We start from the raw sequence: 24,515 nt of genomic DNA on the forward strand, positions 1-24,515 counted from the left end.
GGCCACGTGCCTTCCCGGCGATCCGGAGCCTCGGACGGTCTCACCGGCAAAGGCGGAAACCGAGCCGGCCGAATCCGAGGCCGCAGACAACCCTCGACGAGTCGCGTGAGCCGGTCCCGCAACGGGCCGAATGCCCGTGCCACCGCGGCGCATGCCGCGGCATGGTGAAGGTGGAAGGCCGTTTCCCTCCGGGCGGACAGGCAGACAACGGGAGGTGTCATGACCACCAATCGTCGACCGGTGATCGTGGGTGTCGACGGCTCACCGGCCAGCTTCGGTGCGGTCCGTTGGGCCGTGGACGAGGCGGTGCGCCACGGGCAGCCGCTGCGGGTCACCCATGCGATCGCCGTTCCGGGCGCGTTCGAAGAGGCCGCCGACGAGCACGAGGTCGCGCTGCACGCCGCGGTCGAGGCCCGCAACTGGCAACCCGGCCTGCAGATCACCACGTCCACGTGGTGCGGTAGCCCGGGCCGGGTGCTCGTCGACCAGTCGCAGTCCGCCGCTCTCGTCGTGGTGGGCAGCCGTGGGATGGGTGGCTTCCACTCGCTGCGGATCGGCTCCGTCGGGCTGCAGCTGGCCGCGCATGCCCGCTGTCCGGTGCTGGTCGTTCACCACGCAGAGCGATGGGCGAGCCCGGAAATGCCGCTGCCGCAGCGTCAGCCGATCGTCGTCGGCGCCGACGGCTCGGCGCACGCCGAGTTCGGGGTGGAGCTGGCGTTCGCGGAGGCGATGTCGCGCGGTGTGCCACTGATCGCGGTGCGCGCCTGGCAGGAGCCCGTCCACCGGTGGGGCCGCGCCACGGACCTCGGCCGGTTCGCCACCACGGCTCACGGCGCGCTCGCCGCCGAGCTGGAGCCGTGGCGGGCGAAGTACCCGACCGTGCCGGTCGAGCTCCGCGTCATCCAAGGGGCGCCGGCCCCGGCGCTGCTCGACGTAGGCCGAGACGCGCTCATGATCGTGCTCGGTCCTCGCGGAGCGGGCGGCTTCGACGACCTCAGGCTCGGCTCGGTGACCCAGCAGGTGCTGGACCACGCCTCGGCCCCGGTCCTCGTCGCACGTCACTGATGAACGCCACCACAGCCGTGGGCGCTGGGCAGAACACCCGGCGCCCGCTGGGTTCCCGCCTCGGGCTGAGGCCTACAGCCCGAGCTCGTCGAGCAGCTCGGCGGCCTGCCGCCGGGCGGGTGTCGTACCCGCGCCGCACAGCAGCCGGACCGCTAGCGCCAGCGCCTCGACGCGCCGTTCCGCGCGGCACAGTCGCAGCGCCACGTCGCCGGTGTCGGTGGTCGGCGGCCACGTGTCCGCTGGTGCCGGACGCGCGTTCCGCACTGTCGTCGCCTCGATCGTCGTCGCGGTCATCGCCCTCGCCTCCGTCCTTACTCCGCCCGATCCTTCGGTTCCTGGGCTCAGTTCAAGCCTTCCCGGTTTCCGTGCGCGGATTCAGGCCGATGGTCCTTGAAGGGCGCGACATCCGGCCGCAGCTCGCGGACCGCGGCGACAACGTGCTCGACCACGCGACCTACGGCGTTCGCCACGGCGGGGGTCAGGCCGATGCCGTAGCCGGTGCCAGGGACGTGCGCGAGCGGAGGTCGCCCACGTCGAGTGACAGGCCGACACGCGGTGCCGCGATAGCGTGCCGCTATGAGGCTTGTGGTGGATCTCACTCGCTGCCAGGGATACGGACAGTGCGTCTTCGCCGCGCCGGAGGTCTTTCGCATGCGCGGCGATGAGGCGCTGCTGTACGACCCCAACCCGAGCGACGAGCGGCGGGAGAAGGTGCTGCGGGCCGCGGCCGCCTGCCCGACGCAGGCCATCCTGTTGGACCATCGGCCCGATGAGGCCGCCGCGGCGGTCCAGCAGCAGGCCACCAAGCCGGCAGGCGATGTCGAGCGCATCACCATCGTGGGTGCGTCGCTGGCCGGGCTCCGCGCCGCGCATGCGCTACGCCGGGAAGGGTTCCGCGGAGCGCTTACCGTGATCGGCGACGAGCCCTACGAGCCCTACGATCGGATACCGCTGTCCAAACAGGTCCTGATCGGGATGGTGCCGGCGACGCATACGGTACTGCCGCGCGCCGACGGGCTCGATGTGGACTGGCGCCTCGGGCAGGCGGCGGTCGGGCTGGACCGGCGAGGCAGGCGGGTGGTGCTCGCCGGCGGCGACGAGGTGGACTTCGACCGGCTGTTGATCGCCACCGGCGTGCGTGCGCGGCCATGGCCGAATCACGACGAGGCAGCGCTGACCGGCGTCTACACCGTGCGCAACCGCGACGACTCGGCCGGCCTGCGTCAGCGGCTCGCCGCGGAGCCCGCGCACGTGCTGGTGATCGGAGCCGGGTTCATCGGCTCCGAGGTTGCCTCCGACTGCCGCGACCTCGGCTTGCCGGTCACAGTCGTGGACCACGGCCCGGCGCCCCTGGCCGGAGCGCTGGGCGGCGCGGTCGGCCGCGTCGCGGCGCAGATGCAGCGGCAGGCCGGCGTCGATCTTCGCTGTTCCACCTCGGTCACCGCGTTGGAGGGCGACCGTGAGGGCCGCCTTCGCCGGGCGCGGCTGTCGGACGGCACCACGCTGGACGTCGACGTGGCCGTCGTCGCGCTGGGCGCGCAGCGCAACGTCGAGTGGCTGCACGGGGCGGGTCTGGCGGCCGGGCCATGGGGCGTGGCCAGCGACGCGGGATGCCGCGCGTTCGACGTCAACGGCGTCGTCACCGACGACATCTTTGTCGCCGGCGACGTGGCGCGGTTCCCGCACCCGGCCTACGACTACCAGTTCATGGCGCTCGAACACTGGCGCAACGCGTTCGACCAGGCCGAGATCGCGGCGCACAACATGATCGGCAACGGGTCCGACCGCTGGGCGCACCTTGCCCTGCCCGTGTTCTGGTCCTCCCAGTTCGGCACGGAGATCAAGTCGATCGGGGTACCCACCTTCGCCGACGAAGTCGTCGTGGCGCAGGGATCGACGGCCGAGCGCCGGTTCGTGGCCGTCTACGGCCGCCGGGGCCGGATCACCGCCGCCGTCACCTTCGACCAGGGGATGTGGCTGGAACACTACGGCCAATTGATCGCGCAGGCCGCGCCGTTCCCGCCGCAGGCACGCACCGTGGACCAGCCGCCGAGCCGGCAACCGGTGCCCGCCGAGATCCACGAGGCATCGCCGTTCCAGGCGACGGTGGTCCTCACCGGCCACCAACCCAGCGAGCGCACCGCCGTCCTCGTGGCCTGATTCCGAACTCCGCCGGCCGCCCATCGATCATCAAGGAAGCCACATGGCCGCAGCCACCATCTTCGAGCAGATCCAGGACTACGCCAACCGGGCCGATCCCTACCCGCTGTATCGGGAGTTGCGCAAGACTCCGGTCGTGCGCGAGGCCGACGGCACCTACGTGGTCAGCAGATACCGGGACATCGTCGCCCTGCTGCACGACCCGCGGATCAGCTCGCGGAGAGGGAACCTGCAGGGCTTCATCGAGACGGACCCGCCGGAGCACGATCGGGTCCGCCGCGCGCTGAATCGCTACTACGGTCCGCCGGAGACACCCGACCGTATCGATCGGATGCGGCCCGAGCTTCTGGAGATCGTCACCGGGCTGATCGACCGCCTCGACGGGCGCACCGAGATCGACATTGTGGACGACTTCGCCTATCCGCTGCCGGTGACAGCGATCTGCCGGCTGCTCGGGGTGCCGCTGGAGGACGAACCCCGGTTCCACGTCTGGGCCGACGCCCTCGTCGAGGGGATCGGTCCGCAGGCGGCCAGGAACGAACAGGCCCGTCGCAACGCCGACAACGCCTGGGCCGACCTGAGCCGGTACTTCGGCACCTTGATCGATGCCCACCGTGAACTGCCGGGGCAGGACCTGCTCTCCGCACTCGTCACCGACGACCGCACCGCGGAAGCGATGTCACAAGCCGACTTGCGGACCAACGCGTCACTGCTGCTGTTCGCCGGGCACGAGACCACGGTCAACCTCATCACCAACGGCATGCTGACGCTGCTGCGCCACCCGGCCGCGCTCGAACGCATTCGCGAGGAACCCGAGTTCGTCATCCCGACGGTCGAGGAACTCCTGCGCTACGAGCCACCGGTACATCTCATCTCCCGAGTAGCGCTCGACGACCTCGACATCGCGGGCACCACCGTTCCCGCGGGCGCACACATCTATCTGGTCCTCGCCTCCGGCAGCCGCGATCCCGACCATGTAGCCGATCCCGACGTGTTCGATCCGACCCGGCACGATCCCGAGCGTTTCGACCTCCATCCGCAGGAGGCTCAGCACCTGGGCTTCGGCGGCAGTGTGCACTACTGCTTCGGCGCGCCCCTGGCCCGCGCGGAGACCCAGATCGCCCTGACCGAACTGGCCCGGCGGCTGGAGAATCCTCGGCTGCTCGCCGACCCGCCGCCGTACCGTTCCAATCCCGGCCTCCGCGGCCCGCGGCACCTCCCCATTCGCTTCGACCGCGTCCGCCCCGCCGAGGAGGTCACCCAGCGCGCGGTCGCGCACGCGGCCGCCCGCCATCGCCAGTAGCCAGCGACGGTCCGCAGCGCGCGGCCAGCTGGCTCGTGAGTTCAGCGATCTCTCAGTGTTGCACCGCCAATCTGGCGCGCATGACTTCAGCGTGGCAGCCAGGCGCCGTCCTCACCGATGAGTCCGCATCCACCGGCGCCCGGTCCCGACTGGCCAAGGTACCGCAGGTCACCGCCCTCTTCTGGATCATCAAGGTGCTGACCACCGGCATGGGCGAGACGGCCTCGGACTTTCTGGCGCACACCGTCGCGCCGCCGGTGGCCGTCGGCCTCGGCGGCCTCGGCCTCGCCGCGGCGCTGGCCCTGCAGTTCCGGGTGCGCCGCTACCTGGCCGGGGTCTACTGGTTCGCCGTCATCATGGTGAGCGTCTTCGGCACCATGGCGGCCGACGTCCTGCACGTCGGCCTGGGCGTGCCGTACCTGGTCTCCACGATCGCCTTCGCGATCGCCCTCGCCGCCGTCCTCGTCGTCTGGTACGCCAGCGAGCGCACCCTGTCCATCCACAGCATCACCACGCCGCGCCGGGAGTTCTTCTACTGGGCCACCGTGCTGGCCACCTTCGCACTGGGCACGGCCGCCGGCGACCTGACGGCCATGACGTTCGGCTGGGGCTACCTGCTGTCCGGCATCATCTTCGCCGCCGCGATCGCGTTGCCGGCGCTCGCCTTCCGCACCGGCACGCTCAGCGCCGTCGCCGCATTCTGGACCGCGTACGTGATCACCCGCCCGCTCGGGGCCTCCTTCGCGGACTGGATGGGCGTCTCGCACGACCGCGGCGGCCTGGGCCTGGGAACCGGCCCGGTGACCGCCGCCTGGGCCGTGCTCATCATCATCCTGGTCGCCTACCTGGCCATCACCCGCGCCGACATCGAGCCCACCAGCCGCTGAGCCGCCGGTAGCCGTGCGCGCCAGCGCTTCCGGGCGGTCGGACGCGCGAGACCAACACCTGGCTGACACAGCTCTTCAGCGAAATTTCAGGACGATTGGCGTACGTTTCCGCCGAATTCTGTGGATTCGATGCCTTAGCGGAGTCGTGAGGAGAGCTGTGTCCGTTACCGCCGACAGGCTGGTGAGTACGCGCGGGTGGCAGACCAAGGTGCCCGCGATCACCGCCACGTTCTGGGTCATCAAAGTGCTGTCCACGACGATCGGAGAGACCTTCGCGGACTACCTGACCGTGAACGTCGGCCTCGGTCCCGCGGTGACCGATGCCATCATGTTCGCCCTGCTCGTGACCGCGCTCGTCGTGCAGTTGCGGACCCGTAGCTACACGCCCTGGATCTATTGGCTCTGCGTGGTGCTGGTCAGCATTTTCGGCACCCAGCTCACCGACTTCTTCACCGACACCCTGGGCGTGCCGCTCGCCCTCAGCACCGCCGTCTTCTCGGTCACGCTCGTGGTCGTGTTCGCGATCTGGTACCGGCAGGAGGGCACGCTCGCGATCGCCTCCATCAACACGCGCCGCCGGGAAGGCTTCTACTGGGCGGCGATCCTGACCACGTTCGCGCTCGGGACCGCCGCCGGCGACTTCGCCACCGAGGCGCTCAACCTGGGCTTCCGCAACGGCGCGCTGATCTTCGGCGGTCTGATCCTCGCGACGTGGATCGCGTTGCGCCTCGGCGCCGGCCAGGTGCTGACGTTCTGGATCGCCTACGTGCTCACCCGGCCGCTCGGCGCCTCACTTGGCGACCTGCTCACGCAGGACAAGGACCTCGGCGGGCTGGCCCTGGGCGCGAGCGCCACCAGCCTGCTGTTCCTGGCGGCCATTGTCGTGCTCGTCGTGCGCGAACAGCTGCTGGTCAACCGCCACGGTGTCGCCGAGAAGGGGGCGGGGCCGCGTGGCGGCAACGGTCAGGACTTTGCGTGGGCCGGTACGGCAGCCCTGGCCGTTGCCGTCGTCGGTTTCGGGCTCAGCATGGCGCAGGGATCGCAGCCGGCCACGGATACCCAGGCCGACGTTGCGCCGGCCACGGTCACGGCGGGTGCGTCGGGCGCCTCCACCGCGGCTCGGCAACCGCACCCGACGACCAAACTGGGCAATCTCAGCAAGTTCGCGGTGATCGTCGCCGACGTGCAGGCCAAGGTCGCCAAGAACGACCTCGCGGGTGCCAAGACCCGCGTCAAGGACCTCGAGGTGGCCTGGGACGACGCCGAGGCCGGGCTCAAGCCGCGCGACGCCACCAAGTGGCACCAGCTCGACGACCAGATCGACGCCGTGCTCACGGCCCTACGCGCGTCGAACCCCACCCAGGCAGACTCCGCATCCGCTGTCACCAGCCTGATGAACACGCTGAACACGTTCGACGGGGTCTGACGCAGGACCGGTCTGCCGCAGCGGGTCCGCACCCATGGATGCGGACCCGCTGCATGCTGCGCCACGGTCGTGGCTCAGGTGGCAGGTCGGTCCAGGTTCCGCCCGGTCTGCAGGGTCACCGCGGCCAGGAGCGCGAGCGCCGCGGTCACGCACACGCCGCCGACGTTGACGGCCGCGTGGACCGCGGCCATCGCGCCCTCCCCGGCGGCCACGGCCATGCCGGCGCCGGCGAGCAGCAGCGCACCGCGCAGCCGGCGGGTCGTCGGCACGACACAACCGGGCAGGACGCGGGCGATCAACGTGCACGTCCGCAACGCGACGTAGGCCAGGGTCGACCAGTAGAAGGCGACCAGGGCGACATCGAGGACTCCGCTCGGATGGTCGACCACGCCGCTGTTGGCCAGCACCACCATGGCGACGACCAGCACGGCGGGCAACGTCATGGTGCGGGCCGTCACCGCCCCCAGCATCCGCACCGTGTGCCAGGTCAGCGGTGGCAGCGGGGCGGCGACCAGCGCACCGGCGGCGAGCGGTGCGAGCCACAGCACGCTCACGTGCGGGTACGGGACCGGTTCGGCGGCGCGCAGCAACAGCATCGCGGCGGCGGTCACGGCGAAGACGGCGACGGCCACGACGCGGCGGGTCTGCCCGGCGGCGGTCTCGGGCCAGTCGCGGGGGTGCAGCCAGAGCCGGACCGCGCCGGCGACCGCGTCGGCCCAGGTGCGGGCGCCGCGCTCGGCGACCTCCCGGCCGATCTCGGCTCCCCACCGTTCACGGACAGCGGGCGGATACAGCGCGACGATGATCTCCGGGGCGCTCATGCCGGCTCGACCCCCAGCGCGCGCAGGCCGGCCTGCGTCACCCGCGACAGCTGCTCAAGCTCAGCCCGCAGCGACGTGCGGCCCGCCTCGGTGATCCGCATGGTGCGCTGCCGTTCCTGGCCGTCGGCGCCATCGGCCACCGGCTCGATCAGGCCGCGGGCTTCGAGCCGGGTCAGCGCCCCGTAGAGGCTGCCGGGCCCCAGTTTGCGGCCGGTGAGCGTCTCGATCGCCGCGTTGATGGCGTAGCCGTGGCGCGGGCCGTCCGCCAGGACGGTGAGCACCACCATCTGTGCGTCGGTGCTGTACATCGGTCTCCCATCGACACCCGGATCATACTACGCACTGCGATACTACTTGCCTCGTACTACGAGGTGCGTACTATGACGACTACGAGATCCGCGGGGTTCGCCGCCGTCCTGGCTACGCTCGCGCCGCTCTGGCCGCGTCGGTGCTCATCGCCGTCGTACGCTCGGCCGGGCACTGGCCGCCACCGGCTACCTGACGCTGTGCATGCTCAGCATCGCCGCGATCGCCTTCACCCTCGGGCTTCTCCTGCCGCGCGGCGCCGAAGCCGTCGCGACCGCGATCGGCTTCGTCGTCGTGGCAAGCACGGCGGGACCCAGCGGCCTGACCCGGCATCCGGAGCATTCCCGGGCTGCCCGGCGGCGATCCTGATGCTCTCCGAATCCGAATTCTCCCTTTCCGGAAGGAGGGAAACAAAGCGTAGCCTTACCTTCGGTGCAACAGGCTTCCGCGAACGGCCAGACGATTTGCCGGCAATCAGTATCACCAGCCTGACCAGGCATGATGCCGCCCAAAGCCGTCTTACACGGCCGGGAGGAAACCCGCCGCCGGATGATTCCCTGACCATTGTTGCAGTTGATCACGCCTCGGCCGATTACGGTGGGAACAGGGAACGGAGGAACCATGAAGACCCTTTTGCAGATGCCGGCCGTGCGCGCATGCGCCGCCACCACATGCAGCTTCAACGATGGGGGCTGTCACGCCCCGGCCGTAACCGTCGCGAAGGCCGGCGACGCCGCGTCCTGCGCGACCTTCGTCGAGTCGTCGGTGCACGGGGGCATCGCGGAGATTACCGGCAGCGTCGGCGCATGCGCCCGCACCGATTGTGCCCACAACAACAACCTCGCCTGCACAGCGCAGTCCGTCCAGGTCGGCGCAGGCATCACGGTCAGCGACTGCCTGACCTACCAGCCGACCTGACCCGGCAGAGGCCACCGGGCCTCCTTGCACTGCGGTCCTCGACTAAGGTAAGCCTTACCTACTGGGGTAGGCTGACCTCTGTTGACCGCAGTGGAAGGAGGCCGGCGTGCTTGCCGAACCCGACCGGCCATCGGCACTTGCCGATTACAGGCCGTCACCCGACGCCATCGAGGTTCGCTCCGCCGTCGCGACCTGTACTTCGCTGCGGCTGGAGGTGGCCGGCGTCGCCGCCGACCTGATCGACGCGCACACCGTGCTGCCCGACGGCACGGTCGTCGTCGCCGTCGACGCGATGACCCCGCTGGGTGGGCTGCTCGTCGCCGCCCGCGGCTCAGACGGTGCCGTCAGGCTCGATTTCACCCACCTGGTGCCCGTGGCGGTACGCGCTCGAGTGCGGGCACGGGTGGCCGTGACTGGCAAGATCGGCCGATTCGACCCAGCCGTCCTCGACTCGTGCGACGACGACGCCGTCTCGGGGCTGCTCGACCTGCCGCCGGTAGCCCTGTGGGCAGTGGAGCCCGACAGTGTGCGCGTCGAACGCCATGCGGCCACCGTCCAGGTGCCCGTCGCGGCCTATCGCGCGGCGCGTCCCGACCCGCTCGCCGCGGTCGAGGCCGTGCACCTGTCACGCCTGGCCCGACTGGTCCGGCACGACCGCCATCGCATGCACCTACTCGCCTCGGTGGTAGACCCGGCCCTGACCGACAGCGGCACCCAGCTGGTGCCAGTGGCCGTCGATGCCGACGGGCTGACCCTGCGGGCCGAGACCGGATACCGGCATCGTGACATCCGGCTACCGTTCCATGTCCGCGCAACCGACCAGACCACCCTCGACCAGGAACTGCGCCGGCTGTTTCCAGGCGTCGACCGTCACTTGCGCGGATAGGCCGAACAGCACCCCAACGCGGAGCGCGCCGACCGACCAGCTGGCCGAGGCGGTGCAGCGTCCGCACTGCCCGTGGTCGATCTCGTTCTCAAATAGGAGTTTTGCCGTCACGTGAAACGGGGCCTCAGGCATCGGTGTGCGTCGATAGTGTCTGGCTCGACAGCACGCCGCTCCGCCCGATCCAGAAGGACGTGACTCATGCGCAAGATATCCCGTTTCGCGCCGCGGATCCTGGTCGCCGCCGCGGTTGGCGCCGCCTTCGCGGCCGTGCCGGCCACCGGCGCGCTGGCGAACCCGCTGTGCGGCTCGACGATCACGGCCAGCGTCACGCTGACCGCCGACCTCACCTGCGCCGGCGACGCGCTCATCGTCGGGGCCGCCGGCGTCACCGTCAACCTCGGCGGTTACAACATCATCGGCACCGGCACCGGCACGGCGGTGCGCAGTTCCTCGGCCAACGACGTGACCGTGACCAACGGCGGCATCAGCGGCTTCACGCAGGGCTTCTACGGCTTCTTGTCGCAGCGCCAGACCTTGCGGAACCTGCACATCAGCGACGGTGTCGGCATCAAGCTCCTCAACGCCTCGGACTCGACGATCCTCAGCACGACGGTGACCAACGCCCAGGTACAGGTCCAGGCGAGCACCGGCGTCATGCTGAGCCACGACACGCTCGACCACGCCCCGCTCACCGCCTTCGAGGCCAACACCTTCAAGGTGACGCTGAGCGGGCTGACCGACGGCGCGGTCTCGATCGGCGAGTCCAACTCGGTGAAGCTGACCACCAGCACCTTCACCCGGGCGCCGATCTCCTACAGCACCGCGTCGAAGAACATCCTGATCCAGGGCAACACGATCCAGGGCGCGGCCGAGGGCGTGCGGATCAACGCCTCCAGCACCGGCGGCCAGATCCTGGGCAACACGTTCACCGGCAACACGATCGGCGTCCGCACGACGGTGCCCGACCTGGCCCCCGTCTCCGGCACGGTCATCTCCGGCAACACGTTCACCGGCAACACCGCGGCCGGCGTGCTGTTCGAGGTCTCGTCCACCACGGGCGGGACGGCGTCGGTGTCCGGCAACTCGTTCATCGGCAACGGCCTCGTGGGCGGGGTCAACGACCGGCTCGGCCGCCCGCTGGCCGACGGCGCCCACTTCGCCACGGTGGCCGGGGCCGCCGTGACGGTGGCCAACAACCTCACGCAGGGCAACGGCCGGTACGGCATCTTCGCCGACCCGTCGACGGTCATCGACGGCGGCGGCAACGACTCGACCGGCGACCCGCTGGGCTGCTCGGGCGTGGTCTGCATCTAACGCGCCGGAGTCCCGTCCGGCCCGGAAGGCACGCAGCCCGATCGCGTGCCTTCCGTGGCCGACCGCTGCATCTCCACCCGCTCGACCGGCGCCGGACGACCGATCGCGGTGGGCAGACCCCCGAGCGGCCGCCATCGGTGCATCGCGTTGGGTTTCCGCCGCAGCAACCCGTCACGTGGTCGATGCGCTCAGTGACCGTGACCCGCTGGCCAAGATGGCCGCGATCAGCGCCTTGGTGGCGGGACGTTCCTCGGCCCGCGGATTGGCCAGGAGCACCAGGTCGATATGTCCGAGTTCGGGAAGGCGATACGCCGGGCCCAGGGTGGTGAGCTGGGCAGGCACCAGGCTGGCGCCCATGACGGATATGCCGATGCCGGCCGCGACCCCCGCGATCAGCCCGTTCACCCCGCGGCAGACACACACGCTGCGGTACGGGATCTGCGCCCGGATCAGCGCTTTGCGCATTTCGGAGCGTGACAGGCTGGGTGCGGCGTAGACGACCAGCGGCACGGGCTTCGTCAGGTCGAGCTTCGTGGCGGGGGTGCCGACCCAGACGAGCCGGTCGCGCTTGACGAGCCGGCCACGCTCGTCGCCGGGCGTCCGCTTGCCGACGAGCACGTCGAGCTTGTCGTTGGCCAGCCACTCGTGCAACACCCTGCTCTGCTCGACGGTGAGGTAGAAGTCGACCATCGGATAGTCGCGGCGGAACTCCCGGAGAATCTGCGGCAGCCGAGTGAGTGCGAGATCGTCGGACATCCCGATCCGGAGCCGGCCGCGCGGCTGCGCGCCGGTGAAGTACGCCGCGGCCTGCTCGTGCGCGGCCAGAATCGTGCGCGCAAAGCCGATCATGGCCTCGCCGTCCGGCGTGAGGGACAGCGAGTGCGTCGTGCGGTGCACGAGTGTGCGACCAACCTGCTGCTCCAGCCGGCGGATGTGCTGGCTGACCGTCGGCTGACGGATCCGCAGCCGGGCCGCGGCCTGGGTGAAGCTGCCGGTCTGTTCCACCGCCAGCAGCGTGGCCAGCAGTTCGGGGTCGTACGGCACTGTCATAACGGAACCCTATAACTGTCTGACGGGTTATCGGTCTTCTGTATGGGTCGCCTTTCCAGGAAGGATGAATCGGCAAGTAGCGCGCGAGAGGATTTCTAGTGAGTACGGCTTCAGCCGTCCGAAGTTCGAAATCGACCACCGCCGACAACCCGTTCGCCGCACTGAGGTACCGCGGCTACCGCACCTATCTGATCGGACAGAGCCTCGCCAGCATTGGCACCTGGATGGGCAGCATCGCGCAGGACTGGCTGGCGCTGCAGCTCACGGACAGCCCAACGGCCGTCGGCATCACGATGGCCCTGCAGTTCCTACCCATCCTCTTCCTGGGCGTCCACGGTGGCCAGCTCGCCGACCGCTACCCGAAACGCCGGATCCTGCTCATCACACAGACGCTGAACGCCTGCCTGACGGGCACGCTCGCCGTCCTCACCGTCCTCGGCGTGGTCCGCATCCAGTACGTGTTCCTGATCGCCCTGCTGACCGGGCTCGTCTTCGCCGTCGAGGCCCCGACCCGCCAGGTCTTCGCGACCGAGGTCGTACCGATGAACCATCTGCGCCAAGCGGTCTCCCTCAACGCGACGGCCTTCCAGGCCACCCGGCTCATCGGCCCGGCGGTCGCCAGCGTGCTCATCGACACCGCCGGCACCGGATGGGTCTTCGCATGCAACGCCCTGTGCTACCTCGGCCCCACGATCGCGCTGCTCCGCTTGCGACCGGGTGACATGACGCCCGCGCCGCCGGCGAGCCGCGAGCCTCGAGCGTTCCGCAATGCCGCGAGGTACGTGCGACAACGCCCGCACGTGTTCTGGACGGTCCTTCTTGTCGGCGTCATCGGTACGTTCGGCCTGAATTTCCCGATCGTACTGACGGCCATCGCGACCCAGACGTTCCACGGGACGGCCAGCATGTACGGACTGTTCAACGTCGTGCTGGCCGCCGGCTCCGCGATGGGCGCGCTCGCCGCCGGATCGGGGACGTCCACCCGGCTGCGGCCCATCGTCCTGTACGCCGGGCTGTTCGGGGTGCTGCAGGCACTCGCCGCCGCCGCGCCGAACCTGCCGACGTTCCTGCCGCTGCTGGTCGTGATGGGGTTCGTCAACCTGGCATTCCAGGCGCTGGCGAACTCGTCGGTCCAGCTGTGGGTCGACCCGGAGATGCGCGGCCGCGTGATGGGCCTCTACATGCTGGTGTTCACCGGCGGGACCCCGCTCGGCGCACCCCTCATCGGGGCACTCACCAACCACGTCGGCGCGCGCTTCGGGATGGCCGTCTGCGGCCTCGTCCCGGCCGTCGCCGCGGGCGCGATCGTGCTGATCCAGGTCTGGTCCCGTCGCCGGTCGAGGCGGCTGCCACCGGCGGCCGTGGCCCACCCCTCGACGCGTACCGCGGAAGCGTCGTCAGCCACGACTTCGCATGCTCCGGACGGCTCGGCGGCGGCACCGTCATCAAACTCGACTGGGACGCGCGAATGCGTCAAGGCCGAGACCTGACGGGCCGGCTGAATCGGAGCGTGACGACAGCATTGCGGCGGACCTACTCGGACGCGCGCACCAGCACGTCCTCCACATGGCGCAGCATGTCGCCGGCCGCCGGTGCCCACGCCGTGTCGCGGTGACAGGCGATCGTCATCAGCGCCGCGACCGGCCGGTGCTGCACCGACAGGATGTATCGCGACCCGCCGGGCCGGTCGGGCTGTTCGGTGATCCGGTCCTGTACGGCTGGGTCCATGAAGGGGATGGCCTCGGCGCCGAGTGATCGGCTGTTCGCCGCGCTGCCCACGATGGATGCGTCGATGTAGTTGAACCGGGCCATGGCCGCGCCCGTCGCAGCCAGTTCACCGAGGACTTCGGCACTGATCGCCGCGGCTCGGCCCGGGTCGAGGTTGGCGAACCGGTGGCCGTGCAGCTGGTTGCTGGCCGTGGCGGCGAGCCGCGCGGCCAGGTCGCCCGTCCCCGGCACGAGGACGGGCACCGGCATGACCGCCTTGCGGACCGAGGCCTGCGTGCCCGCCGACAACCGGTTCGCGGCCAGTGATCGGATACCGGCGCACGGTGCGCCCTCGACCAGGCTGATCGCCGAGCCGAACGCGGTCAGGTAGATCGCCGATACCGGCATTCCGGTGCGGGTGGCGACGGCCTGTGCGGCTCGGGCGGCGCGCGCCGAGGCGAGCCACCGGGACTGCAGCACCGGGTCCGCCGGTGCCGGCCCGCTGTTCGGCCGCCAGCCGGACAGTCCGTCGCGCACTGCGCAGAGCTGGCGCCGCCAGTGCGCCTCCGCACGCTCGGCATAGGCGCGGCCCGGTTCGGACATCTCCCACTCGGCCGTTTCCAAGGGCTGCTCCGGCGCGGGCTGGCCGTCGAACGCCGGACGTCCGCTCATGCGACTGCGCAAGGCTTGCACGAAGTCGCTGCGGAGCACCCGCATGCCCCATCCGTCGATCGCGGAGTGGTCGACGACGATGCCGATCCGCTGGACGGCGTCCTCGGCGGCCTCCAGCACGAAGCGTATCGGCTGTTGCTCCGCGAGCCGGAACACCGTGGCCGAGGCCGCCGCGATCGCCTGGTCGGCCGCCGGACCGGCCGGCGCGATCCGCACCACGTCGCCGAGCCGCTCCGCTGCCGGGAGAACGTGCTGCTCGCGATGGCCGGAATCGGTCGCGGGCAGCAGCGTCCGCAGCCCCTCGTGCCGATCGAGCAGATCACCGATCGCCGCCAGCACGACACCCACCTGTGCGGCGGAGCCGTTGACCACGCTGGTGAAGTTCGTGGCGTACGACCACGGCGAGTCCGCGTCGATACCGACGTCCATGAACCACTCACGTTGCGCGCATGTCAGCGGCCCACGTCGAGTCGAGTTCATTCGCGTTCCCGTCCAGTTTCTACAGTCGACCGGGTGGAATATTGCAGGACTTCACTGCGCCGTGCAACCCTGTCGCCGTGGTTTTGCACGCGGTCGCGACAACGGTGCCCCGCCTCCTCGCCGCCCGATCCGCATCGGAGCCGGACCGCGAGGCCCTGGTCGTCGACGGCATCGGCGCCTTGACATTCGGCTCCTGGCAGCGCCGTGCGGCCGACCTCGCGGAACGGCTGATGCAGCGCCGCGTCGCGCCGGGCGATCGCGTCGGCCTGCGGTTCGGTGCTGCCGAGTGGCTCGACTACGCGGTCGCGTACGTAGCGGTGCAACGCCTGGGCGCGGTCGCCGTGCCGGTCTCCGCCGACGCGGCCCCCGCCGAGCTGGCGCACGTGCTCGCCGACTGCGATGCCGCCGGGCTGGTGCACGCGGGCGGCACGCCCGACTGGCCCGGCGGATGGACCCAGGCAGCCGGCGACGGCGCCGGCTCGCGATGCGGCGAGGACCTGTCCACCCCGCACCACGAGGAGCCGCGATGAGCGCACTGCTGGCCGCCCAGGAGCGACTGTGGTTCCTGCACCAGCTGGACCCGGCCGACGCGTCGTACCACCTGCCGCTGGTCATGCACGTGCGCGGGCGCCTGGACCGGGCGGCGTTGCGACGCGCGCTGGATGCGTTGACCGGCCGGCACGGGACACTGCGGACCCGGGTCGAGCTGTTCGACGGCGCGCCCGTGCTGGCGCCGGCGGCTGACGGCGTCCGGCTGGAGCGCGCCGTCGCGACCGGCCTGGAGGACGCCCGCGCCCTGGTCGCCGCGTTCGTCACGCGGCCGTTCGACCTCACCACCGGCCCGATGGCCCGCTGCCTGCTGGTCGACGTCGGACCCGATGAGCACGTGCTCGCGCTCGCCGCCCACCACATCGCGGCCGACGGCTGGTCGCTGCAGGTGCTGCGCCGCGATCTCGACGTGCTGTACCACGCATACGCCACCGGCGCCCCGGCCGTGCTGCCGCAGCTGCCGGCGCTGCCACCGGTAGCGGCCGGCGACCCGCCGGACCTCGGGTACTGGACCGAGCGGCTGGCCGGTGCCCCGGTGCTGGATCTGCCGACCGACCGGCCCCGGCCTCCGGTGCGCCGCGGCCGTGGCAGCTCCGTCGTCTTCGACATCCCCGTCGACCTGCTGCGCCGCCTGGAGACCGTGGCCCGGGCCGAACGCACCACCGTGTACACCGCGCTGGTCGCGGCGTTCTCGCTGCTGCTCGGCCGGATGAGCGGCCAGGACGACGTCTGCCTCGGCACGCCGGTGCTCGGCCGCGACGACCCGGATCTCGAGGACCACGTCGGCTGCTTCTCCGAGACGCTGGTGCTGCGGACGGACCTGTCGGGCGGTCCGACGTTCCGCGCGCTGCTACGGGGCGTCCGGCGGACCGTGCTCGGCGCGCTGAGCCGCGCCGCCCCGTTCGAACGCGTGGTGTCGGCGGTCGGCGCACCCCGCGACCGCAGCCGCACCCCGCTCTTCCAAGCCATGATCATGTACTTGCGACAGGAGCAGGACCGGCCGCGCCTCGGCGACCTCGACGTCGAGCTGCTGGACCATCCGTTCGACGTCGCCCGCACCGACGTGTCCCTCGACGTCATCCAGGGTCCCGCGGCCGCGGTCGGTGTGCTCACGGTCGACCGCGACCTGTTCGACCCCGGCACCGCACAGCGCCTGATCCGCCGCCTGCTCGTCCTGCTCGACGACGCGGCCCGGCGGCCGGACACGGCGATCGGTGACCTGTGCTGGCTCGACGACGACGAACGGCGCGAGGCGCTGACCCGATGGAACGACACCGGCGCCGGACAGACCGCTCCGCTGGTCGGCGAGCTGTTCCGGGCGCAGGCACGGTCCGCGCCGGACGCCGTCGCGGTCACCGGCGACGGTGTCGAGCTCACCTACCGCGACCTCGACGCCGAGGTCGACCGGCTGGCCGCCCGCCTGCGTGGACGCGGACCGCTGATCGGCGTCGGGCTGTCCCGGCGCCCGGCGATGGTGGTCGCGCTGCTGGCGGTGTGGCGGGCCGGCGCCGCATATCTGCCGCTCGACCCGGCGTACCCGGCCGACCGGATCGCGTTCGTCATCGCCGACGCGGGCGTCGGCACGGTGCTCACCGAGTCCTCGTTCGCCGGGCGGTTCGGCGCGGCGTCGCTACTGATCGACGCCGACGACGAGGAGCCCCCGCACGAGGCCGCGCCGCTGCTGATCGACGCCGACGACGAGGAGCCCCCGCACGAGGCCGCGCCGCTGCTGATCGACGCCGCCGACGAGGAGCCCCTGCACGAGGCGGGGCCGGTGACCGCCATCGGCCCCGATGACCCGGCCTATGTGCTGTACACCTCGGGGTCCACCGGACGCCCCAAAGGCGTGGTCGTGCCGCACGGCGCGCTAGCCGCGTTCGTTGCCGCGATGGCCGACATCCTCGGACCGCAGGCGGGCCGCGCGTGGCTCGCGCTCACCTCGCTGTCGTTCGACATCTCCGGACTCGAGCTGTACCTGCCGCTCAGCCGTGGCGGCCGGGTCGTCATCGCCGGCGACGCACAGACCGGCGACGGCGCGGCGCTCCGGGCGCTCATCGCCGCGAACGGCGTCACCGATGTGCAGGCCACCCCGTCCGGCTGGCGGATGCTGCTGGCCGCCGGCTTCGACCATGACGTGCCTGCCGCGCTGGTCGGCGGCGAGGCGTTGCCGGCGACGCTCGCCGCGGAGCTGCGCGGCACCGTCGGCCGGCTGATCAATGTGTACGGCCCGACCGAGACGACGATCTGGTCGACGTACTGGCCGGTGCCCGAGCCCCCGGCGGCCGTCGCGATCGGCGGCCCGATCCCAGGCACCCGGGTCTACGTCGTCGACGACCGGATGCGGCCCGTCCCCGCCGGCGTGCCCGGCGAGCTCGTCATCGCCGGTGCCGGCGTCGCGCTCGGCTACCTCCGCCGGCCGCGGCTTACCGCCGACCGCTTCGTGCCCGACCCGTGGGGTCCGGCAGGGGCACGGATGTACCGCACCGGCGATCGCGTCCGCCGGCGGGCGGACGGCACCCTGGAGTTCCTCGGCCGGCTCGACACGCAGGTCAAGGTGCGCGGCCACCGGGTCGAGCTGGGCGAGGTCGAGACCGTGCTCGCCGGTTGTCCGGGCGTCGCCGCCGCCGTCGCCGCGGTCCGCGACGATGCGCTCGTCGCGTACGTGACGGCCCGCCCCGGCGCCGGCGTCGACCCCGCCGCGATCCGCGACGCGGCCCGCGCCACGCTTCCGGGCTACGCCGTGCCGGCCACGGTCACGGTGCTCGACGCGCTGCCGCTCACCCCGAACGGCAAGGTGGACCGGGCCGCCCTGCCCGACCCGCGACCGTACGCAGCCGCGGCGTACGTGCCGCCGCGCACCGCGGCCGAAACGCGCGTCGCCGCCGTGTTCGCCGAGGTGTTCGGCGCCGCCGACGTGGGGGTGCACGACGACTTCTTCGCGCTGGGCGGCCACTCGCTGCTGGCCGTCAAGGTCGCGGCGCGGCTGCCCGGCCTGACGGTCCGCGATCTGTTCGACCATCCGACGGTCGAGGCGCTGGCCGGGCGGATCCCCGGCGCCGGCGACGGCGGTGACGACGCGCCGCCGCACGACGCACCGGCGCTGTCCGCCGCCCAGCGCCGCCTGTGGTTCCTGCAGCGGCTGGACCCGCACGACGCCTCGTACAACATGTTCCTGGTGCTTCGCCTGCGTGGCCGGCTGGATCGGCACGCGCTGCGGCGGGCCCTGGACGCGCTGGCCGCCCGGCACCTCGCGCTGCGTTGCGCCTATCCGGAGGTCGGGGGCGACCCGATCGTCGAGGTCGGCCCCGCCACCGTGCCGTTCGAGGAGCTCGCCCTGGAATCCGAGGCGGCGGCCCGGGCCGCCGTCGCGCAGCGGACGAATGCGCCGTTCGACCTCCGGGCCGGCGCGCCGGTGCGGGCCTCGCTGCTCCGGCTCGGCCCGGACGATCACGTCCTCTGCCTGGTCATGCACCACATCGCCGGGGACGGCTGGTCGCTCAACGTGCTGCGCGAGGACCTCGCCGCGCTCTACGCCGGCCAGCCGCCGGCGCCGCTGCCTCCGGTACCCGCGGCGCACGGCGACCCGGCGGCCGATCTCGCGTACTGGCGGGAACGGCTCGCCGAGCCGACCGTGCTCGACCTGCCGACCGACCGGCCCCGTCCGGCCGAACCCACGCACCGCGGCGCGTTCCTCGGCACCCGCCTGCCGGCCGACGTCACCGCCCGCCTCGAGGACCTGGCCGGCCGCGCCCGGACCAGCCTCTTCGCCGTGCTGCTCGCGGCCTACCAGGTGCTGCTCGCCCGGCACACCGGCCAGTCCGACATCCTGGTCGGCTCGACCCTGGCGGCCCGCGACCGGGTCGAGACCGAGCGGGCCGTCGGCTACTTCGCCCGGACCGTCGTGCTGCGCAACCAGGTCGACCCGGCCGAGCCGTTCACCGGCCTGCTCGGCCGGGCCCGCGAGTGCGTGCTGGACGCGCTGACCCATGCGGAAGCGCCGTTCGAGCACCTCGTCGCGGACGCGGGCCGGGACGCGTCGACGCCGCCGATGTTCCAGACCATGTGCATCCTGCACACCCAGGACGAAGGCACCGGGGTCGACCGGTTCGCCGACCTGCACGCGTCGTTCTTCGACTCCGGCTACCGCCAGGCCAAGTTCGATGTGATGCTGGAGGCGTGGCGGACCGCCGACGGCCTGACGCTCGTCTTCGGCTACGACACCGACCTGTTCGACGCGGCGACGGTCGAGCGCTGGGCGCGCCGGTTCGAGGTGTTGTGCGCCGGCATCGCCGCCGATCCGGGCACCGGGGTGGGCGCCCTGCCGCTGCTGAGTCCCGACGACGAGGCGCTGGTCGACTCCCTCGCCGCCCCGGCGACCGGCGCACCGACGTTGCCGCCGGTGTCCGCGCTGCCCCGCCTCGCGGCGGCGGACACGGTCGCGGTCCGGTGTGGCACGGAGTCGCTGACGTACGGCGAACTCAACCGCCGGGCCGACGCACTCGCCACCGTGCTGCGCGCGTCCGGAGTCGGGGCGGACGGCTGGCTGGTCGCCGTCGCCGCGCACCGGGACCTTGACACCGTCGTCGCGCTGCTGGCGGTCTGGCGCGCCGGTGGCGCGTACCTGCCGATCGATCCGGCGCAGCCGGCCGAACGGATCAGCGCGCTCATCGCCGACAGCCGGCCCGTCCTGGCCGTCGGGGACGCACCATGGCCGGACGGCCTGCGGGTGCTCGACCAGCCGGCCGCAGCGCCGGAGGGCGACGCGACGGACCACGCGACCCCGGACGGCGCCGCGTACGTGCTCTACACGTCCGGATCCTCCGGTACCCCGAAGGCCGTCGTTGTCGAGCACGAAGCGCTCGCCGCCCGGGTCGACTGGATGCGCCGCGACTACCGGCTCGGCCGGGGCGACACGATCGTGCAGTTCGCGCCGCTCGCGTTCGACGCGCACGCGGAGGAGCTCTGGCCCGCGCTCGGCGCCGGAGCCACGGTACGGCTGCTCCCGGACGGCCCGCTCAGCCTGACCGACGTGCTCGCCGGTCCGGCGGGAGCCGACATCACCGTGCTCGACCTGCCCACCGCGTACTGGCACGACCTGGTCGCCCAGATCGACGCGATCGCCTGGCCGCCCCGGCTGCGGCTGGTCATCCTCGGCGGCGAGGCGGTGCACGCGGCAGCCGTGGGCCGCTGGCGCGCCCGGTTCGGCGACACCGTCCGGCTGGTGAACACGTACGGCCCAACCGAAGCCACGATCATCGCGACCGCGACCGACCTCGGCCCGCACGACACGGCCGCCCCGCCGGCGATAGGCGTGCCGCTGCCCGGTGTGCGCGTCGCGGTGGTCGACGCCGACCTGCGCCCGGTGCCACCCGGCGCGTTCGGTGAGCTGCTGCTCGGCGGCGCCGGCCTCGCCCGCGGCTACCTCGGCCGGGACGACCTCACCCGGGACCGGTTCGTCACGTGGCGCGGCGCGCGCCATTACCGGACCGGCGACCGCGTGCGGCTGCGGGCGGACGGCCGCCTCGACTTCGCCGGCCGGTTCGACGACCAGCTGAAGGTGCGCGGGTTCCGGATCGAACCGGCCGAGGTGGAGCACAGCCTGCTCGCGTGCCCGGGCGTGACCGGGGCGGTGGTGGTCGCCCACGACGGAGCCCTGGTCGCCTACGTGGCCGGCGCCGCGCCGATCGACGCGCTCCGCGCCCGGCTCGCGACCCGGCTGCCCGGGCACATGGTGCCGGACCGCTGGATCGCGGTCGACTCGCTCCCCCGCACGCCCAGCGGCAAGATCGACCGGCGGGCCCTGCCGCCGCCCGCGGACGGCCGGACCGGACCGTCCACGCCGCCGCGCACCGACGCCGAGCAGCTGATCGCCGACGTCTGGGCCGACGTCCTCGGCCTCGACAGCGTCGGCGTGGACGACGACTTCTTCGTACTCGGCGGTCACTCCCTGCTCGCCACCCGCGTGGCCGCCCGGCTGCGCGCCATCACCGACCTCGACCTGCCCATCCGGCTGTTCTTCACGCATCGCCGGCTTGCCGACCTGGCTGCCACGGTCGAGCAGCGGCTGCTCGACGATCTGGCCGCACTCAGCGACGACGAGGTAGCCGGCCTGCTGGAAGCGGAGACCAGATGACCGTCGTCGACCAGCCTGAGCAGAGCCTTGTGGACTACCGCGTCGTGATCAACGCCGACGATCAGTACTCGATCTGGGCCGCGGCCGACAACCTGCCGACCGGCTGGGTAGCCGAGGGCCACCGCGGCACCCGCGACGAGTGCCTCGACCACATCGAGCGGGTCTGGACCGACCAGACCCCGGCCCGTACACGAATCCGCGCCTGGCTGACCGGAGCCGTCTCGGAGGCGTGCGATGGCCGGCTCACACCGGGTGACGTCGCCACGGCCGACTGCTCGTTCGTCGCCATGGGCGTGTCGTCGCTGGCGGTTGTCCGCCTCGTCGATGCGATCGAGACGGAGTACGACGTGGCCGTCGACTTCACGCAGGACGCGCTGCAGGACCTGGACAGCCTGACCGAGTGCATCGCGGCCGAGCGGCTCCGCCGCCGCGGGGGCGGCTGAGCTCGCTCGCGATCCGGTCGTGCCGGGACCCCACGGACCACCGGATCCGTGGGGTCCCGGCGGATGGCCGGCCGTTGCTCAGTCCAGGGTCAGGGTCAGGGTGCGCGCCGTGCAGGAGCCGGCCGCACGAGGCCCTCGCTGCGGGCCGCGCGGCCCGGTGACCCAGCACAGTGCCCAGCCCTCGGTCAGGTGTTCCAGCCCGTGGGTGACAACTGCCCGCAGCTGCGATCCCGTCCGGGTCACCTCGACGACGACCCGCTCGTCGCCGGCCGCGTCGAAGAGCGTGGCGACGCGCCGGTCGCCGTCGGCCATCCCGAAGACCTCGAACACCGGCGCGATCGCGTCGTCGTAGTCGGGCCGGTCGGTGCGTGAACCGAGGGCGAGCACCGATCCGGGCCGGACCAGCAGGGGAAGCGACGAGAAGTCGTGCCGCTGCCGCACCCAGCTGGGTCCGTTCACCGTGGCGCCGTCGAGATAGCTCGTCCATGCCCCGGCCGGCAGGTAGAACTCGACGTCTCCCTGGTCGCTGAAGACCGGCGCGACGAGCAGGTCCGGTCCGAGCATGTACTGCCGATCGAGAAACGATGATGTCCGGTCCTGCGGGAACTCGAGCAGCATCGCGCGCATGACCGGTATCCCGTGACGGTGCGCGTCGACGGCCGCCGCCCACAGATAGGGCATGAGGGCGTTCTTGAGCTGCGCGAACTGCCGGGTGACCGTCACCGCTTCCTCGTCGAACGCCCACGGCACCCGGTAGGACTCCGAGCCGTGCAGCCGCGAATGCGAGGAGAGCAGTCCGAAGGCCACCCAGCGCTTGAAGAGCGCGGCGGACGGCGTGCCCTCGAATCCCCCGATGTCATGACTCCAGAAGCCGAATCCGCCCAGGCCGAGGGAAAGCCCGCCGCGCAGCGAGTCGGCCATCGCGGTGTACGTCGACTCGCAGTCGCCGCCCCAGTGGACGGGGAACTGCTGGCTGCCGACCGTGGCGGAGCGGGCGAAGAGCACGGCTTCGCCGGCGCCCCGGTGCCGGCGTACCTCGTCGAAGACCGTCTGGTTGTACAGCAACGGGTAGTAGTTGTGCATGAGCTGCGGGTCCGACCCATCGAACCACACCACGTCCGTGGGGATGCGCTCGCCGAAGTCGGTTTTCACGGCGTCCACCCCGGACTGGAGCAGTGTCCGGATCTTGCCCGCGAACCATTCGCGCGCGGCGGGATTGGTGAAGTCCACGATGCCCATGCCGGCGACCCACATGTCGGACTGCCACACGGTGCCGTCCGGGCGGCGCACCAGATAGCCCGCCGCGGCGGCCTCCTGGAACACGGGTGAGCGCTGGCCGATGTACGGGTTGATCCAGACGCTGCGCCGCAGGCCGCGGTCGCCGAGCCGCTGCAACATCTTGTCCGGCTCCGGAAACACCCGCCGGTCCCACTCGAAGTCGCACCAGTGCAGGGCGCGCATCCAGTAGCAGTCGAAATGGAAGACGCTCAGGGGGAGGTCCCGCTGCGCCATCCCCTCGACGAAGTGCGTGACCGTCGCCTCGTCGTAGTCGGTGGTGAACGAGGTCGACAACCACAGGCCGAACGACCACCGCGGCGGCAGGGCGGGGCGGCCGGTCAGCGCGGTGTACTTGCGCAGGATCTCCGCCGGCGTCGGGCCGTAGATCACCAGGTACTCGAGTTGCGGCCCGGGGATCGAGAACTGCACGGCGGAGACAACCTCGGACGCCACCTCGAACGAGACCCGTGCCGGCGAGTTGACGAAGACCCCGAAGCCGGCGTCGGTGATGAAGAAGGGGACCGACTTGTACGCCTGTTCGCTGGCCGTCCCGCCGTCCTGGTTCCAGCTGTCGACCACCTGGCCGTTCTTGACGAAGGGCGTGAAGCGCTCACCGAACCCGTAGACGTTCGCCCCCACCGGCAGGGTCAGGCGCTCCACCATGAACTCGCCGCTGGCGACGTCGGTCATCGAGGCCAGCGACTTGAAGCCCGAGGACGTCAGCGGCGTCCCGGCGCCGAGGAAACGCAGCCCCCATTGACCGCCCGCCGTCGCCTCGACGCTGAGCCGCCCGGCGGTCAGCCGAACCGCCGTGTCGTCGCGTTCGACGCGCACGTCGACCGGGTCCGGCGAGACCTCGAACCGTACCGACGGGCGTTCGAGCACCGTGCGGTGGCTGGCCTGCACACGCACCACGTCCGGGGCGGGCGCGGAAAGCTCCACCGTGATCGTGGGCGAGTTGAGCACAGAACCGCGGTGCTCGTTGCGTTTGGTCAGCACCGCGATCGAGGCGCTGGCGTCGCTGGTGCGCACGTCCAGCGCCTCGGTCGCGTACCGCGCCGTGACGCCCTCGCGCAGCAGCCAGTAACCGTCGTTGAACTTCATCGCGATCTGTCCC

Annotated in this window: 19 protein-coding genes; 13 read left to right on the forward strand and 6 right to left on the reverse strand. The window is 71.7% G+C overall.

Translation table 11 applies throughout. The features are described 5' to 3' along the window. The first annotated feature begins 219 nt into the window (after nucleotides 1-219). The gene (locus ABD352_RS37870; RefSeq protein WP_344617377.1) at nucleotides 220-1,065 is read left to right on the forward strand and encodes a universal stress protein; all 846 of its coding nucleotides are present in this window, start codon (nucleotides 220-222) and stop codon (nucleotides 1,063-1,065) included. Between the two features lie 72 nt (nucleotides 1,066-1,137). Here ABD352_RS37870 and ABD352_RS37875 read toward each other — a convergent pair whose 3' ends face one another. Beyond that, nucleotides 1,138-1,359, reverse strand: coding sequence for a hypothetical protein (locus ABD352_RS37875; protein WP_344617378.1), 222 nt, complete (start codon nucleotides 1,357-1,359; stop codon nucleotides 1,138-1,140). 282 nt (nucleotides 1,360-1,641) lie between these two features. Between ABD352_RS37875 and ABD352_RS37880 the strand changes: the two genes are divergently transcribed. The 4 genes from ABD352_RS37880 (at nucleotide 1,642) to ABD352_RS37895 (ending at nucleotide 6,841) form a co-directional block, all read left to right on the forward strand. Next, nucleotides 1,642-3,225, forward strand: a complete 1,584-nt coding sequence (locus ABD352_RS37880) for an FAD-dependent oxidoreductase (RefSeq protein WP_344617379.1) — start codon at nucleotides 1,642-1,644, stop codon at nucleotides 3,223-3,225. Nucleotides 3,226-3,268: 43 nt separating this feature from the next. Further along, nucleotides 3,269-4,528: a cytochrome P450 gene (locus tag ABD352_RS37885; RefSeq protein WP_344617380.1), complete on the forward strand. Its 1,260-nt coding sequence runs from the start codon at nucleotides 3,269-3,271 to the stop codon at nucleotides 4,526-4,528. Nucleotides 4,529-4,608: 80 nt separating this feature from the next. Further along, on the forward strand, nucleotides 4,609-5,415 hold the full coding sequence (locus tag ABD352_RS37890; RefSeq protein ID WP_344617381.1) for a COG4705 family protein: 807 nt from the start codon (nucleotides 4,609-4,611) through the stop codon (nucleotides 5,413-5,415). A 157-nt stretch (nucleotides 5,416-5,572) separates the two neighbouring features. After that, nucleotides 5,573-6,841, forward strand: a complete 1,269-nt coding sequence (locus tag ABD352_RS37895; RefSeq protein ID WP_344617382.1) for a COG4705 family protein — start codon at nucleotides 5,573-5,575, stop codon at nucleotides 6,839-6,841. A gap of 74 nt (nucleotides 6,842-6,915) precedes the next feature. Here ABD352_RS37895 and ABD352_RS37900 read toward each other — a convergent pair whose 3' ends face one another. Together ABD352_RS37900 and ABD352_RS37905 are read right to left on the reverse strand one after the other, a co-directional pair. Beyond that, nucleotides 6,916-7,662: a hypothetical protein gene (locus tag ABD352_RS37900; protein ID WP_344617383.1), complete on the reverse strand. Its 747-nt coding sequence runs from the start codon at nucleotides 7,660-7,662 to the stop codon at nucleotides 6,916-6,918. Continuing rightward, nucleotides 7,659-7,949, reverse strand: a complete 291-nt coding sequence (locus ABD352_RS37905; protein ID WP_344617384.1) for a PadR family transcriptional regulator — start codon at nucleotides 7,947-7,949, stop codon at nucleotides 7,659-7,661. Before ABD352_RS37905 ends, ABD352_RS37900 begins: the two co-directional genes overlap by 4 nt. A gap of 223 nt (nucleotides 7,950-8,172) precedes the next feature. Between ABD352_RS37905 and ABD352_RS37910 the strand changes: the two genes are divergently transcribed. The 4 genes from ABD352_RS37910 (at nucleotide 8,173) to ABD352_RS37925 (ending at nucleotide 11,086) form a co-directional block, all read left to right on the forward strand. Next, nucleotides 8,173-8,337 carry a hypothetical protein gene (locus tag ABD352_RS37910; protein ID WP_344617385.1) on the forward strand — a complete coding sequence of 55 codons (165 nt, stop codon included), beginning with the start codon at nucleotides 8,173-8,175 and terminating at the stop codon, nucleotides 8,335-8,337. Between the two features lie 252 nt (nucleotides 8,338-8,589). After that, nucleotides 8,590-8,886 (forward strand): DUF1540 domain-containing protein, encoded by a 297-nt coding sequence (locus ABD352_RS37915; RefSeq protein ID WP_344617386.1) that lies wholly within the window; start codon nucleotides 8,590-8,592, stop codon nucleotides 8,884-8,886. 106 nt (nucleotides 8,887-8,992) lie between these two features. After that, a complete protein-coding gene (locus ABD352_RS37920) occupies nucleotides 8,993-9,772 on the forward strand; it encodes a DUF2470 domain-containing protein (RefSeq protein WP_344617387.1) in 780 nt (259 codons plus the stop codon). A 198-nt stretch (nucleotides 9,773-9,970) separates the two neighbouring features. Then, the gene (locus tag ABD352_RS37925; RefSeq protein ID WP_344617388.1) at nucleotides 9,971-11,086 is read left to right on the forward strand and encodes a NosD domain-containing protein; all 1,116 of its coding nucleotides are present in this window, start codon (nucleotides 9,971-9,973) and stop codon (nucleotides 11,084-11,086) included. 171 nt (nucleotides 11,087-11,257) lie between these two features. Here ABD352_RS37925 and ABD352_RS37930 read toward each other — a convergent pair whose 3' ends face one another. Beyond that, on the reverse strand, nucleotides 11,258-12,136 hold the full coding sequence (locus ABD352_RS37930; protein WP_344617389.1) for a LysR family transcriptional regulator: 879 nt from the start codon (nucleotides 12,134-12,136) through the stop codon (nucleotides 11,258-11,260). A 98-nt stretch (nucleotides 12,137-12,234) separates the two neighbouring features. On the opposite strand from ABD352_RS37930, the gene ABD352_RS37935 reads away from it, so the two are divergent. After that, on the forward strand, nucleotides 12,235-13,626 hold the full coding sequence (locus ABD352_RS37935) for an MFS transporter (protein ID WP_344617390.1): 1,392 nt from the start codon (nucleotides 12,235-12,237) through the stop codon (nucleotides 13,624-13,626). Between the two features lie 43 nt (nucleotides 13,627-13,669). Here the strand turns inward: ABD352_RS37935 and ABD352_RS37940 are convergent, their stop codons facing one another. Next, the gene (locus tag ABD352_RS37940; RefSeq protein WP_344617391.1) at nucleotides 13,670-14,995 is read right to left on the reverse strand and encodes a condensation domain-containing protein; all 1,326 of its coding nucleotides are present in this window, start codon (nucleotides 14,993-14,995) and stop codon (nucleotides 13,670-13,672) included. A 77-nt stretch (nucleotides 14,996-15,072) separates the two neighbouring features. Between ABD352_RS37940 and ABD352_RS37945 the strand changes: the two genes are divergently transcribed. The 3 genes from ABD352_RS37945 to ABD352_RS57830 are packed head-to-tail and all read left to right on the forward strand — an operon-like array spanning nucleotide 15,073 to nucleotide 22,120. After that, the gene (locus tag ABD352_RS37945; protein WP_344617392.1) at nucleotides 15,073-15,525 is read left to right on the forward strand and encodes an AMP-binding protein; all 453 of its coding nucleotides are present in this window, start codon (nucleotides 15,073-15,075) and stop codon (nucleotides 15,523-15,525) included. Then, a complete protein-coding gene (locus ABD352_RS37950) occupies nucleotides 15,522-21,677 on the forward strand; it encodes an amino acid adenylation domain-containing protein (RefSeq protein WP_344617393.1) in 6,156 nt (2,051 codons plus the stop codon). Before ABD352_RS37945 ends, ABD352_RS37950 begins: the two co-directional genes overlap by 4 nt. Then, entirely contained in the window at nucleotides 21,674-22,120 is a 447-nt protein-coding gene (locus ABD352_RS57830) for an MbtH family NRPS accessory protein (protein ID WP_425553827.1), read from the forward strand. Before ABD352_RS37950 ends, ABD352_RS57830 begins: the two co-directional genes overlap by 4 nt. Before the next feature lie 78 nt (nucleotides 22,121-22,198). On the opposite strand, the gene yicI is transcribed toward ABD352_RS57830, so the two are convergent. Next, nucleotides 22,199-24,502 (reverse strand): alpha-xylosidase, encoded by a 2,304-nt coding sequence (yicI, locus tag ABD352_RS37965; protein WP_344617394.1) that lies wholly within the window; start codon nucleotides 24,500-24,502, stop codon nucleotides 22,199-22,201. Nucleotides 24,503-24,515 lie beyond the last annotated feature (13 nt).

This window comes from Dactylosporangium salmoneum (assembly GCF_039532525.1).
GTDB lineage: Bacteria > Actinomycetota > Actinomycetes > Mycobacteriales > Micromonosporaceae > Dactylosporangium > Dactylosporangium salmoneum.